The organism is Arthrobacter sp. 05L45_2 (assembly GCF_056397525.1).
In genome coordinates this window covers 1-13,269 of record NZ_JBFTNO010000069.1, presented here as the reverse complement: position 1 = coordinate 13,269, position 13,269 = coordinate 1, and the positions used below count along the sequence as shown (strand labels likewise).

The following is a 13,269-nucleotide window of genomic DNA, read 5'->3' as shown; positions in this document are numbered from 1 at the left end:
CCCTCTGCCTGGTGCTGGCCGCGTACTTCACCACCCGCGCGATCGAAAAGGCCGGCTGGAAGTGGCTTGCTGCCGCCGGCGCGGTGGTTGGGCTGGCGTTCCTCACCAAGATGCTGCAGGGCTTCCTGATTGTGCCCGGACTGGCCCTCGCCTACCTCTGGGCCGCCCCGACAACGCTGGGCCGCAGGCTCCTGCACCTGCTGGCGGCCGCCGGCGGCATTGCCGTCGTGGCGGGAAGCTACCTGGCCCTGTTCCAGCTCACGCCGGCCTCGGCGCGGCCCTACATGGCGGGGTCGGAGACCAACAGCTTCCTGGAACTCACGTTCGGCTACAACGGCCTGGGCCGGATCACGGGAACTGGCGGAGGAATGCCCGGCGGCGGCTTTGGCGGCAATGCCGGAGGGCCGGGCGGCAGCGGCAACGTGGGCTTCGGCGGCACGGCCGGCCTCACCCGGATGTTTGGCACCAGTTTCGGCGGCGAGGTGTCATGGCTTCTGCCGGCGTCCCTGATCCTGCTGGCCGCCGGGCTGTGGTTCACCCGGCGTGAGGCCCGCACGTCATCCACCCGCGCTGCGCTGGTGCTGTGGGGCGGATGGCTGGTGGTCACGGCCGGCATCTTCAGCTTTATGAGCGGCACCGTGCATCCGTACTACGCCGTGGCACTGGCCCCGGCAATTGCGGCCCTGGTCGGCATCGGATCCGCGGAGCTGTGGCGGGGCCGGATGCACTGGCCGGCGCGGATCGTCCTGGCCGTCACGGTTCTCGCCACCTCGGCATGGTCGGCCGCCCTCCTGGGCCGCGACCCGGCCTGGCTGCCCGGCCTCCGTGTGATCGTGGTGGCCCTGGGCGTACTGGCCGCCGCGGCCCTCCTGCTCCAGGTCGACAGCATGGCCGCGCTCCCGGTGCGGCTCCGCAAAGCCGCCACGGCCGCCGTCGTGGTCCTCTCCCTCCTGGCCGGCGGGCTGGGAACCGCCGCGTGGACGCTGGCGACGGCGGCCCAGCCGCACTCGGGTTCGATCCCCACCTCAGGTCCGACGGCGTCCGCGATGGGCGGCGGATTCGGACCCTCGGCGGGCCCGGGCGGCGCGACATCGTCGTCCGAACTCTCGACCCTGCTGAAGTCCTCCGGCACCAAATGGTCCGCGATTGTCTCCGGCGCCACCGAAGCAGCCAGCCTGGAACTCGCCACCGGCACCAGCGTCATTGCGCTGGGCGGCTGGAACGGCGGCGACCCCTACCCGACGCTCGCCCAGTTCCAGGCCATGGTGGACCGCGGCGAGATCGGCTACTTCATCTCCGGCGGCATGGGCGGGGGCCGCGGGGGCAACTCCGAGGTCGCCACCTGGGTGGCCGCCAACTACCAGGCCCAGACCGTGGGTAACGCCACCGTGTACAAGCTGGCAGGCTAGGCCGCCATGGCTGGGATCCTGTGCACGCGGACCGGAGTGTCAGACGGAATGTCCGACGGGGCGGCTGCAGGGGCGGTGGAGGGACGTCGCCTGCCGGGAACGGCGCGGGCACACCTGGCCGGGGTTCGCTCGATGCGGGCACGGGTGGAGCTGGCGGTCCTGCTCCTGGCGACGGCCGGGCTGTACCTGTGGAACCTCGGCGCCTCCGGCTGGGCCAACGCCTTCTATTCGGCCGCGGCCCAGGCAGGTTCGCAGGACTGGACGGCCTGGTTCTTTGGCTCGTCCGACGCCGCCAACGCCATCACCGTGGACAAGCCGCCGGCGTCGTTGTGGGTGATGGGACTCTCGGTGCGGTTGTTCGGGCTCAACTCCTGGAGCATCCTCGTCCCGCAGGCGCTGATGGGTGTCGGCACGGTCTGGCTCGTTTATCTGGCCGTCCGCCGGGCGGCGGTACCCGCTGCGGCCGACCGGGTCCTGGCCCACCGCGCCGGGCTGCTGGCCGGCGCGGTGATGGCGCTGACCCCGGTTGCCGTCCTGATGTTCCGGTTCAACAACCCCGACGCCCTGCTGGTGCTCCTCATGACGGCGGCCGCCTACGCCGTGCTGCGCTCCATCCAGGACGCGCGTCTGCGGTGGCTACTGTTCGCCGGGGTGCTGCTGGGCTTCGGGTTCCTGACCAAGCAGCTTCAGGTGCTGCTGGTGGTTCCCGGGTTCGCCCTGGCGTACCTGCTCGCGGCACCGGCCGGAATCGGCAGGCGCGTCCTTCATCTCCTCGCCGCCGGCGGTGCAATGGCCGCCGCGGCGGGGTGGTGGCTGGTCGCCGTCGAGGTCATCCCGGCGCCGGACCGGCCGTATATCGGCGGGTCACAGAACAATTCCATCCTGGAGCTCACCCTTGGCTATAACGGCCTGGGCAGGCTCAGCGGGAACGAGACCGGGAGTGTGGGCGGCGGCAACGGCTGGGGCACCCCGGGCCTGTTCCGGCTGTTCAACACTGAGTTCGGCGGCCAGATTGCGTGGCTGATCCCCTCGGTGCTGTTGCTCGGCGCCGGGTTGTTCTGGCTGGGGCGGCGGGCCCCGCGGACCGACGCCGTCCGGACCTCCGTGATCATCTGGGGCTCGTGGGTCCTGGTCACCGGCCTGACCTTCAGCCTGATGGCCGGCATTATCCACCCGTATTACATGGTGGCGCTGGCTCCGGGGATCGCCGGACTGGCCGGGCTGGGCGGGGTTCTCCTGTGGCAGCGGCGGGAGCAGCCGGTGGCCGCCTTTGTGCTGGCCGGCGCCCTCGCCGCAGCCGGATTCATGGCCACCGCCCTCCTCGGCCGCACGCCGGCGTTCCTGCCGTGGTTGCGCTGGGTGGTCCTGCTGGGCGCCCTCGCGGCCGCGGCCCTGGTGCTGTTCGCCGGGGCACGGGGCGTTCTGGGGTCCGGTGGAGCGCGGGCGACGGGGCTTGGAGGCACGGGTCCCCGCACCGGCCCCGGCTCGCTTTCGCTCCTAACGCGCACGACGGCGTCCCTCGCAGTTGCCGTTGCCCTCTCCGGTCCGCTGGCGTACTCGGTATCCACCGCGGCCACAGCCCATAGCGGCGCGATCGTCTCTGCCGGCCCCGCGGTGTCCGGCCGCGGCGCACCCGGAATGGTGCCGGCATTTGGCGGTGCAGGCGGGTTTGGCGGTCCGGGCGGCGGCAGGGGTGGCGGGATGGGAGGTCTACTCGGCGCCAGCACGCCGTCGGACGCCCTCGTCACCCTGCTCAAGGCTGACGCCGGCACCTTCACCTGGGCGGCCGCCGTCGTCGGCTCCAACAACGCTGCCGGCTACCAGCTGGCCACGCAGCTGCCCGTGATGGCCGTGGGCGGATTCAACGGGACGGACCCGGCCCCGACGCTTGAACAGTTCCAGCAGTACGTGGCCGCCGGGAAGATCCACTACTTCATCGCCGGGACCATGATGCAGGGCGAAACGGGCTCGGACGACGCCGCCCGGATCGCCTCGTGGGTCGCGGCCAACTTCACGGCCCAGAGTGTCGGTGGGACCGAGGTGTACCTGCTGGCGGGGTAGCCGCCGCCGACGCACCCCGCCATTTCGACGGTTCCTTGCCGACTCGACGTTCATAAGCGTCGAGTGGGCGCGGAACCGTCGAAACGGGGCCGATGGCGGCGACGGAGACGGCCTCAGCACAGACCAGGTCTGCGGCAAGACGCCACGCTGCAGCTCGTGATCTCCGTTACCAAAATGTGACTTCTGAATGAAAGTACAGTACCGTTTTAGAGTGCGGCAATCGATCTGGCCGCATATCCGGATTGACGCCATGCTCTGCCGCTTCCCGGATTCCGATGGACCAGGCAGAGGCGGGGGACCCAGTGTTCCCGGGCATTCTGCATCCATGCACCCAAGGGGTTAAGCCGCACGTCGATTATCCGTGCGGCCGGATATTGCATCCGAACCCGACAGCTAACTCCGTAGGCGTTGAGAGGCGAACATGACTGAATTCAAGGTACAAACGCGCCCCGAGGGCGCTAAACGCACATCCGACGCCGACACCGCGCGTCACCGGGCCGAGCCGTCCAAGCGTTCGTCGGCCCTGTCGCGGGTCGGCACCCGCTCCAACGGCAAGCGTGCCGCCGTCGTTGCCACCGCATTCGCCGTCCTGCTGGGGGCCGGCGCCGCGGGGCAGGCTTCCGGTACGTCCGCCCACACCACTGAGGCGGCCAAGGACTCGAAGGCTTCGCTGGAGACCCTGGACTTCGAACGCGTCGGAAGCACCAGCACACCGTCGCCCACGGCCATGAGTGTCGAGGCCCAGGCCTCCACGGTCAAGCCCGCCAAGGCTCCCGCCGCAGCGGCTCCGAAACCGGCTGCCGCCCCGGCGCCCGCTCCCACTAAGCCGGTGGCAGTCGACGACCCCGCAGGCGCCCAGGCCTACGCCGCGTCCCAGCTGCCCGCCCACGGCTGGGCSCCGAGCGAGATGCARTGCCTGATGAAGYTSTGGACCMGGGARTCSGACTGGAAGACCACCGCCACCAACGCCAGCAGCGGCGCCTACGGTGTGGTGCAGTCGCTGCCGGCCGAGAAGATGGCCAGCGCCGGCGCCGACTACCTGACCAACTACAAGACCCAGATCAACTGGGGCCTGCAGTACGTCCAGGAACGCTACGGTTCGCCGTGCGGTGCCCTGAACTTCCACTACGCGAACAACTGGTACTAAGAAACACCCCGCGGCCCTGCCGCACATAAAGCTCAGGCGAGGCCCCGGATCCACTGGATCCTGGGCCTCGCCCTCGTCTGCCGTCATTTGTCGCCGGCCGCGGCCCGCGAGCCCCGCGGCCGGGTGCGAGCCCCGCTAGCCGTTCGTGCGGCCGGGGATGTACTGCACGGCCCATTTGTTGCCGTCCGGGTCGGCGAAGTACAGGAAGTGCCCCCAGTCCTGGACGTCGACGTCGCTGACGTCCACACCGTTGTCCTTCAGCTGCCGGTGCGCGGCCTGGATATCGCTGACCACCAGCTGGAGGCTGGGCGCAGTGCCGGGCGGGGCATCTATGAGGCCCTCGCCGATCGCAATCGAACACCCGGAGCCCGGCGGAGTCAGCTGGACAAACCGGATGCCTTCCGAGGGGCGCTCGTCGTAGTCGGCGTTGAAGCCCACCTTGTTGACGTAGAAATCCTTGGCCCGGTCCACGTCGGACACCGGCACCATAACAAGTTCAAGTTTCCAGTCCATGGGCACAGGCTAGCCCGGGACACGTTTCGCCGGAACCCCCGACGCCGGCACCCGCGAACGAATACCGGCGGACGGAAGCCTAGACCGCGATCCCGTACAGGCGGTCGCCGGCGTCGCCCAGGCCGGGCACAATGTAGGACTTTTCGTTCAGTTTCTCGTCAATCGAGGCCAGCACGATGGTGACGTTGGCTTCCGAGAGCTCTTCTTCGAGCTTGGCGAGGCCCTCGGGGGCGGCCAGCAGGCAGATGCAGGTGACGTCGGAGGCGCCGCGCTTGAAGAGGAACTTGATGGCCTCGCGCAGGGTGCCGCCGGTCGCGAGCATGGGGTCCAGGACGAAGATCTGGCGGTCCGTCAGGTCCTCGGGGAGACGCTCGGCGTAGGTGATGATGTCCAGGGTCTCTTCGTCGCGGGCCATGCCCAGGAAGCCGACCTCGGCGGTGGGAACCAGCTTGGTCATGCCCTCGAGCATGCCGAGCCCGGCGCGCAGGATCGGGACCACCAGCGGGGTGGGTTTGGTGAACGCCGTGCCGATGGTCGTGCTGACCGGCGTCTCGATGGTCACCGGTTCGGTGCGGACGTCCCGGGTTGCCTCGTAGGCGAGGAGCGTCACGAGCTCCTCGGTGAGCTGGCGGAAGACCGGGGACGGGGTGTTCTTGTCCCGCAGAACGGTGAGCTTATGGGCGACCAGCGGGTGGTCCACAACGAGAGTGCGCATGGGTCAAAACTATCACCCGGACGCTGAGGACCGTCCCGCGCTGCCGGACGAATCGGCGTCGGCGGCATCACCGCCGGGCGCCCCCGCGCCGCCTGCGACGCCGGGGGCACGGTCGCGCAGGTGCGCCTCGTTATCGAACGTCGGGGCGGGCCCGGTGTGCTCCCGGTGCCGSAGCACRTGGAAGAGTCKGTGGGCCAGGATCACGATCCCCACCCAGCCGAATCCGAGCACCCAGCCGATGATCACGTCGGTCATCCAGTGGTGGCCCAGGTAGACCCGGCTCATACCCATCGCGAAGATGAAGAGCACCCCGGCGGCGATCAGGCCGACACGTGCGATGGTGCGGTGCACCTGGAGGCAGGCGAGGTAGACCACCAGCCCGATCACCACCGTGGTGTTCAGGGTGTGGCCGCTGGGGAACGACGGCGAGTTCTCGTAAGGGGGGACGGCGTCGGCGTGGTCCGGGCGGGCCCGTCCGATCAGCTTTTTGCCCAGCGACGTGGCGGTAATGGACACGGCCGCGGCGCCGCCGATGAGGATCAGGGGCCGCCAGGTCCGCGAGACCCAGGTCAGCCAGGCCGTCAGGATGCTGGCCAGGATGGGCATCCCGATGCCGCCGCCGATGTTGGTGAACCCGGTGACGAAGGAGTCCAGGCCGGGACTGCGCAGGTGCTCCATAAAGGAGAGGGTGGGTTTGTCCAGGTTGGCCAGGCCGGCGTCATCCACCACGTTGTCGTAGACCTCCGCACTGAGGAGGGCGAGCATCACGATCACGACGCCGCCGATCAGCAKGGTGATCCACAGGGCGGCGTACGGCACCACCCACTTACCCCAGCGCCGCATCAGCCAGCTCTCGGTCCTGGTACTCACTGCCGTCTCCCGACTTTCCGGTGCACCGCCCGGGTGCACAGCCTGCTTAGGATCGAAACTACCATTGAGCCATGACTACCCCCGAGCCGCGCCATGCCGAATGGATGAGCCTGGCCCTTGCCGAAGCGCGCCGGGCGCTGGCCACCGCGGACGTGCCGATCGGCGCGGTCGTCATCGGCCCGGACGGTTCGGTGCTGGGCACGGGGCGCAATGAGCGCGAAGCCCTCGGGGACCCGACGGCGCACGCCGAGGTGATCGCGATCCGGGAGGCGGCTGCCCGGCTGCGGGGCAGGCGTTCCCTGGAGGGGGCGGCCGACGACGGCTGGCGGCTGGAAGACTGCACCTTGGTGGTCACGCTGGAGCCGTGCGCAATGTGCGCCGGCGCCGTGGTGCTGGCCCGGATCCCGCGGGTGGTCTTTGGCGCCTGGGATGAGAAGGCCGGGGCCGCGGGTTCCGTGTTCGACATCCTGCGCGAACGCCGGCTGAACCATTGGGTGGAGGTCTACGCCGGGGTCAGGGAGCAGGAGTGCGGCGCACTGCTGCGGGGGTTCTTCGCCGGGCACCGCGGCGCCTGAGGAGCGCCGGCGGCCGGCTGGAAGGCCAGCGGTCAGCCCACGCGAGGCCGCCGGGCTACCGCGCTGCCCGCTCGAGGCCGCCGGGCTACCGGCTAGCGGTGGCCGTGGTGGACGCGCGCAGCGCATCGATCCGCTTTTGCCGCGACGCGGGCGAGTCCAGGCTGAAGGCACGGAAGTCGCCCAGGTCCTCCCTGATCCAGTCCTCCACCTCGGCGATCCGCCGGGTCACGGCCGGCGTTGCTGTGCCGAACACCCAGGCGGCGATCCCTTCCCGGCCCGGATCGTACTGCCAGAGCCCGATGATCCGGCCGCGGTCGACGATGGGGTGGTCCGGAAGGTCGGCCTGCAGCGCCAACGGGGCCAGGGCCGCTTTGCTGTGATCCGCCCCGGCCAGCAGTTCCGCCGCGTTCCGGCGCAGCAGCACCAGCGAATCGGTCCCGGCGAGCAACTGGATCTGTTCCTCGGCCGGTTCCTCGAATGCGGCCAGGAGTTCGACGTCGTCCGGCAGCATCCAGAGCGGGTCCCCGCCGGCGGCGGTGGGAACCTCGACGGCACCGACGGCGGCGAGCGCGGTTTTGCTCTGCGCGACGGTGAAGCCGGTGAACCACTGCGACTGTTTGAAGCTCGCCCCGCCGGTCCAGCCGAGGTACCGCCGGATCAGCTGGGCGCGGACCTCGTGGTCGCCCAGGGTGCTCGGCCGCAGTCCCCAGGGTTCGTAGGCGTAGCGCTGCTGGTCGAGCCGGCCGTTGGCGGGGACCCGCCGGATCCGGCCGTCTGCCTGCAGGATCCCGAGGGCGGTGGGCAGCGTGGTCGCCGCGCCCTTCTTTTTGCCCTCCTCGCCGAGGTTGCGGACCGAATCGCCAAGTTCCTCCTTGAGCTGGCGCGGGTCCATGGGAACCCCGGCCTCCGCGAGGACGTGCAGCACCTGCTCCTCCAGCAGGGTGATTTCCCCGCGGTCGACGCCGAGCCGTCCCACCACCTTGAAACCGGCCTCGGCCGCGTCCCGCCCCAGCCGCAGCGCCCAGCCGAAGTCGTCACTGCCCAGCACATAGGTGCAGCCGCGCGCCGTCGGGAGCTCCAGGATCCGTTGCGCCAGGACCTCCCCGTCCACCTGTTCCCGGCGCAGGCCGGCCCGGGCAAAGAGCGTGAGGTAGGGGTTGGCGCCGCCTACGGAGCGGGCCCAGCCAGCCCGGGCGAACACCTGCTCCGCGGTGCACCCGGCCAGCGAGCCGTCGAGCCCTTGCCGGTGCCACGACCAGGCACGGAGCCGTTCAGGGGTGAGGCTCTTGGCGGGAGGCAGCTGCACGGTCATCGGCTCGGTGGTCATGGGGCCATTCTCCATCAGCTTCGCCCGGCTGGCTCGCAATAATTGCCGGCAGGTGTCGCCCGGGGGCAACTGCCGCGGGCTAGTCCGCCGGGCGGCGTCGCCGAGGGCCGCCAGGACTGCCCTCGCTGTGGCGTCCCAGCCGGGCAGGTGGTCCCGTGCCGTCAGGGCGGCCGTCMGCCAGCCGGAGCGGAGCGTCGGTTCTGTCAGCCAGCGGCGCAGCAGCGCTGCCAGCGGCGCCGGGTCATCGGAGAGGGCGACGGCGGCGCCCGGCAGCGCCGCTCCCCCGCCGTCGGGGGCGGCCGGGAGCGCCGTCCGGGCGGGGGTTCCGGCCGCGAGGGCTTCCACTGCACCGGTCCCCTGCCGGACTACCACCGGGATGCCGTGGGCCAGCGATTCGGTCACTACCAGCCCGTAAGTTTCGGCCTGTGAAATCAGCAGGCTCAGGTCGGCGGCGGCCCATTCGACTTCCAGCGCGGGGCCGCGCAGCTCGCCCGGAAGGCTGACGCGGCCGTGGAGTCCGAGGCGCTCCGTTTCTTGCCGGAGGCGGGCCGAGTAGCGGGGGTCGGCGGTATCGGATCCGGCGAGTGTGGCCGTCCACGGCAGGTCCGTGAGGCCGGCCAGGGCCCGTACCAGCAGCAACTGGTCCTTGTTCGGCAGGAGGGCGGCCACGGCGAGGAGGTGCGGCGGGTGGGAGCCGGTGGCGGCTGGGGCAGGCTCGGTGCCGGGCAGGGCGACGCAGATTTTTGCGGCCCTGGCACGGCCGGCTCCTTCGTGCGGGGTGACCAGCGCGTGCCGGTCACGCAGCGCCGCCGCCGCGAAGTTGCTGGTGCAGATCACTCCGGCGGCGGCGTCCAGGGCGCGGTGTTCCAGCTCCGCGTGCCCCTCCAGCGGCATATGCAGCAGGATCCACGCCGGGGTGCCGGCCGCGGCGGCGGCCTCCAGCTCAGCCGGCGCCCCGAGGGCCACCAGTCCATCCACCAGGGTGACCTGGCCGCCGTCGGACCCGGTGAGCAGTTGGCTAAAGCGCTGCCGGTCAGCCGCGCTGCCGACGGGCCAGCCGCCGTCGGCCCCGCAGGATTCCACCGCTACCCCGAGGTCCTGCAGGGCACGAAGGAGCGCGGCGTTGTAGGCGTTGCCGCCGGAGTTGTGGCGGACGTTGCCGGGCAGGATGAGGCGGACGCCGGGCGCTCCCACGGGGTTTAGCCGGCGTCGAACTCGAGGGAGTAGCTGGCCCAGGCGTCAGGGGTTTCGCGCAGCGTGACGTCGAGGCCGGCGAGGGCTTTCCCGTCCTGCCCGTCCCGGATGCGCCCGGCTACGGAGTCGGCGATGTACTGGGCGACGGCTTCAGTGGTGCTGAGTTTGCCGGCGAAGTCGGGGTGTTCGTCGAGGTTTTTGTAGTTCAGTTCCGCCAGGACGGCGTCCAGCACGTCGCCGGCCTCGCCAATGTCCAGGACGATCGAGTCCTCGTTCAGGGCGCGACGCCGGAAGGTCACCTCGGTGACGAATGTGGCCCCGTGCAGGCCCTGGGCGGGACCGAAGGCAGGCCGAGGGAGGCTGTGGGCGATCATGAAATTACGGCGGACGGTCAGGCTGAACACGGATTACCTCGTGGTTTCTGTTGCCGAATGGTTCGGGACGGGTGAGCCGGTGGCTGCTGAGTCACTGGCGGGGTATTCGATGACGTGGCAGAGGGCGTCCAGGGTGCCGTCGGAGAGGCGCTGGACGACGTCGGGCAGCTCGGCGAACGGCGACGCCCCGGAGAGGAAGGTGTCGAAGACGGGGTCGCTGAGCAGGGAGACGGCGAGGTTGAGCCGGTCCGCGGTGGTGCGGCGGTGCCGGCGGGCCCGGGCCACCACGCCTACCTGGCTGGCGCGGAGGGAGAGCCGGCGGGCGTGGAAATCCTCACCGAGCGGGAGGGTGACCAGGCGGTCGGCGTACCAGGACATCTCGATGATCTCGCCCTCGTCCCCCACCAGCTGCAGGGCGCGGCGGAGCCCGCCCCCGGAGGCCGAGCAGTGGATCACGATGTCGCAGTCCGGCAGGGCGTCGTCGGGATGGCAGAAGTCGACGCCGAGGGTGTCGGCGAACGCGCGCTTGGCGGGGTCGACGTCGATCAGCTGCAGCCGGCCGAGCGGGAAGGTTCCGAGGAGCTTGGCGACCATGCCGCCCACCAGGCCGGCGCCGATCACGGCCACCCTGTCGCCCAAGCGCGGGCCGGCCTCCCAGAGGGCGTTGACTGCGGTTTCGACGGTGCCGGAGAGCACGGCGCGGCGGGCGGGAACGCCGTCGGGGACTTCGGTCAGGGCCTCGACGGGGACGATGTAACGGTCCTGGTGGGGGTGGAGGCAGAACACCGTTTTGCCCTGCCAGTCCGCCGGGCCCTGCTCGACGACGCCGACGGACAGGTAGCCGAACTTCACCGGCGACGGGAAGCTGCCCTCCTGGTGGGGTGCCGCCATTTCGTCGGCAATACACTCGGGCACCCGGGCGTTGTGCACCACCATCTCGGTGCCCTTGCTGATGCCGGAGTACATTGCGCGCACCAGGGCTTCGCCGGGTTGCAGCTGGTGCAGTTCCTCGGTCCGGAGCTCGCCCTGCTCCGGGCCGACCGTCCAGTAGGCGGTGGCCGTGGTGTGGTCCGGGCTCGATACGCGGCCGGTGCTGGTGGAGGTAGTCATCGTGCTTACGAATCTAGCGCCGGGGGCCGACACGGGGAAGCTTCGGGCCGGGCACGGGCGTGGCGGACCCTCTTGCGGCGGCCGTTTTGGGGTTGGGCGCCTTGCTCCGGTAGCCTAGTCAGGTTGGTGACGTGTCCGAGCGGCCGAAGGTGCAACACTCGAAATGTTGTTTGGTGTAAAAGCCAACGTGGGTTCAAATCCCACCGTCACCGCCAAATTGCGGGGCCCCTGCATCCCTAGAAGGGAAGCAGGGGCCTTTGCTTTGCCCTAAATGTAGTCCTGGGTTCGATGGCCCGATTGCATGCGGGAGAGGACAACCTGGTGGAGGGCGCCGTTGGCTTGGCGGGCCACCCTGAGCACCCGATCGGGCACGATCCCTGGGCGCGATCTCTGAGAACATGCTTCCCGCCAGCTGCCCCGGGGATGCGCTCGTGCGTCCTCGTGTCTTGGACGAGCTGCCGGCAGCGATGCCGGAGGCACCGAAGCCAGCCCGGGCGAGAGAACTCTCAATCTGGGCGGGGTGCAGTTCTATCGAGCCCGTCTTCTGGGTGCTTCTTTGGGAGTTCTGGCGTGCGGAACAGTCACAAAATGCGCACAGCAGGATGAAGGTAGTCCGACAGGCTTCCCTCCGAGGATAAGAACAGCTTCGAAAGCCGGAGTGGAACCAGCAAGGAGAACAATCGTGAACATCATCCGGAAAATAGCAGCACGCACCAGCCTCATCGCCGTACCCTTCGGAGGTGGTGCCCTGACCGCCATGGCACAACCAGCCAACTCCGCAACCACCCCTACCCCGTCCGCCACATCAACGTCAGTGAGCGATGCCAGCCACGGAAACAAAACCGATCTCACCGGGGACGCCGCAATCAACGTCAAGGCCGCCGTGCTGGCAGCCAACGCGGGTGCGACCGTCGAGAACATGACGACCGAGGATGACGGCAGTGCAGCTTACGAAGCCCTTATCACCAAGACTGACGGCACGCACGCGACCGTCAAGCTCGACACCAACTTCGCCATCACCGCCGCCGAAGCCGGCGCACAGGGCGGTCACGGCGACTGATCCTGTCGCACTCCTTCGGGCGGGCGCCCCATTGCGGGAGCCGTCCGAAGACCACCGGCGGGCGCTGCCTAACAGCAGTCCAAGTCGTCATCACAACGCCCGGTCTCGGTGCAGCATCCGGCATCCATCCAGATCGCCTCCCTAGCACGTGGGCTTCAGGCGTGGGCAGGTTCCCTCAGGCAGCGTGGGTTAGGTGGCGGCCGGGGTTAGGGATTGGATGAGACTCTCGATGCGGCTCTTGATCTCGTCCCGGATCGGTCGGACAGCATCAACTCCCTGCCCGGCAGGGTCTTCCAGGATCCAATCCTCGTAGCGCTTGCCCGGGAAATACGGACATTCATCGCCGCAGCCCATGGTGATCACGACGTCGGAATCTTGCACCGCTTCGGCGGTGAGGACCTTCGGGATTTCGGCGGACATGTCGATCCCCAGCTCGGCCATGGCCCGCACGGCGGCCGGGTTGACCTTCTCAGCCGGCTGGGAGCCAGCGGACCGGACCTCGATCCGGCCCTCGGAAAGGGTGGTGAGGAAGGCTGCGGCCATCTGGGAGCGTCCGGCGTTGTGGACGCAGACGAAGTGGACGGAGGGCTTGTCGGTCATGAGGGGACCTTTCGATCGGCCGCGGGTCGATCTGCCGCGGGAACTGCTGGGCCGGCAACGGTTGGGTAGAGGACTCGAATCAGGTAGAAACCGGCGGCGCCGCCGAGTAGCTGGGCGAGGATGAACGCCGGCGCGGATGCCGGAGCAATGCCGGCGACGGTGTCGGTGATTGTCYGGGCCACAGTCACGGCCGGGTTGGCGAAACTGGAGGAGCTGGTGAACCAGTAGGCCGCCGTTATGTAGCCGCCGACGGCAAAAGCCACCCGCTCCCCCCGGCCCGAACGGACCGTGCCGAAGATGACAAGGAGCAGCCC

General features: G+C 69.6%; 13 protein-coding genes, 1 tRNA gene and 1 riboswitch. Of the genes, 6 read left to right on the top strand and 8 right to left on the bottom strand.

The features are described from left to right. The 3 genes from AC1DHD_RS07630 to AC1DHD_RS07620 all read left to right on the top strand — a co-directional run. A partial coding sequence (locus AC1DHD_RS07630; RefSeq protein WP_476879133.1) for a mannosyltransferase YkcB-related protein occupies positions 1–1,409 on the top strand: 1,409 nt, incomplete at its 5' end. A gap of 48 nt (positions 1,410–1,457) precedes the next feature. Beyond that, complete coding sequence (locus tag AC1DHD_RS07625; RefSeq protein ID WP_476879132.1) at positions 1,458–3,470, top strand: ArnT family glycosyltransferase; 2,013 nt, start codon at positions 1,458–1,460, stop codon at positions 3,468–3,470. Positions 3,471–3,723: 253 nt separating this feature from the next. Further along, positions 3,724–3,893: riboswitch (cyclic di-AMP (ydaO/yuaA leader) on the top strand. Further along, complete coding sequence (locus AC1DHD_RS07620) at positions 3,892–4,617, top strand: aggregation-promoting factor C-terminal-like domain-containing protein (RefSeq protein ID WP_476879131.1); 726 nt, start codon at positions 3,892–3,894, stop codon at positions 4,615–4,617. (Overlaps the previous riboswitch by 2 nt.) Before the next feature lie 135 nt (positions 4,618–4,752). Here the strand turns inward: AC1DHD_RS07620 and AC1DHD_RS07615 are convergent, their stop codons facing one another. The 3 genes from AC1DHD_RS07615 to AC1DHD_RS07605 all read right to left on the bottom strand — a co-directional run bounded on the left by AC1DHD_RS07615 (position 4,753) and on the right by AC1DHD_RS07605 (position 6,688). Beyond that, positions 4,753–5,130, bottom strand: a complete 378-nt coding sequence (locus AC1DHD_RS07615) for a VOC family protein (protein WP_476879130.1) — start codon at positions 5,128–5,130, stop codon at positions 4,753–4,755. 79 nt (positions 5,131–5,209) lie between these two features. Then, the gene (gene upp / locus AC1DHD_RS07610; protein ID WP_056736007.1) at positions 5,210–5,845 is read right to left on the bottom strand and encodes a uracil phosphoribosyltransferase; all 636 of its coding nucleotides are present in this window, start codon (positions 5,843–5,845) and stop codon (positions 5,210–5,212) included. A 12-nt stretch (positions 5,846–5,857) separates the two neighbouring features. Beyond that, positions 5,858–6,688: a phosphatase PAP2 family protein gene (locus AC1DHD_RS07605; RefSeq protein WP_476879134.1), complete on the bottom strand. Its 831-nt coding sequence runs from the start codon at positions 6,686–6,688 to the stop codon at positions 5,858–5,860. 98 nt (positions 6,689–6,786) lie between these two features. Here AC1DHD_RS07605 and AC1DHD_RS07600 point away from each other — a divergent pair, with 98 nt between their 5' ends. Continuing rightward, positions 6,787–7,290 (top strand): nucleoside deaminase, encoded by a 504-nt coding sequence (locus tag AC1DHD_RS07600; protein ID WP_476879129.1) that lies wholly within the window; start codon positions 6,787–6,789, stop codon positions 7,288–7,290. Between the two features lie 85 nt (positions 7,291–7,375). On the opposite strand, the gene AC1DHD_RS07595 is transcribed toward AC1DHD_RS07600, so the two are convergent. Genes AC1DHD_RS07595 through AC1DHD_RS07585 form a run of 3 tightly spaced genes read right to left on the bottom strand, consistent with a single transcriptional unit; the run spans position 7,376 to position 11,295 of the window. Further along, positions 7,376–9,811, bottom strand: coding sequence for a DNA glycosylase AlkZ-like family protein (locus AC1DHD_RS07595; protein ID WP_476879128.1), 2,436 nt, complete (start codon positions 9,809–9,811; stop codon positions 7,376–7,378). Between the two features lie 5 nt (positions 9,812–9,816). Continuing rightward, positions 9,817–10,215: a 6-pyruvoyl trahydropterin synthase family protein gene (locus tag AC1DHD_RS07590; protein ID WP_476879127.1), complete on the bottom strand. Its 399-nt coding sequence runs from the start codon at positions 10,213–10,215 to the stop codon at positions 9,817–9,819. Between the two features lie 3 nt (positions 10,216–10,218). Next, positions 10,219–11,295 (bottom strand): zinc-dependent alcohol dehydrogenase, encoded by a 1,077-nt coding sequence (locus AC1DHD_RS07585; protein WP_476879126.1) that lies wholly within the window; start codon positions 11,293–11,295, stop codon positions 10,219–10,221. A 125-nt stretch (positions 11,296–11,420) separates the two neighbouring features. On the opposite strand from AC1DHD_RS07585, the gene AC1DHD_RS07580 reads away from it, so the two are divergent. After that, positions 11,421–11,510: transfer RNA gene (locus tag AC1DHD_RS07580), tRNA-Ser, on the top strand. Positions 11,511–11,977: 467 nt separating this feature from the next. Continuing rightward, positions 11,978–12,355, top strand: coding sequence for a hypothetical protein (locus AC1DHD_RS07575; protein WP_476879125.1), 378 nt, complete (start codon positions 11,978–11,980; stop codon positions 12,353–12,355). Positions 12,356–12,544: 189 nt separating this feature from the next. Here AC1DHD_RS07575 and AC1DHD_RS07570 read toward each other — a convergent pair whose 3' ends face one another. Together AC1DHD_RS07570 and AC1DHD_RS07565 are read right to left on the bottom strand one after the other, a co-directional pair. After that, complete coding sequence (locus AC1DHD_RS07570; RefSeq protein WP_476879124.1) at positions 12,545–12,955, bottom strand: arsenate reductase ArsC; 411 nt, start codon at positions 12,953–12,955, stop codon at positions 12,545–12,547. Continuing rightward, a partial coding sequence (locus AC1DHD_RS07565) for an aquaporin (RefSeq protein WP_476879123.1) occupies positions 12,952–13,269 on the bottom strand: 318 nt, incomplete at its 5' end. The genes AC1DHD_RS07565 and AC1DHD_RS07570, both read right to left, overlap by 4 nt.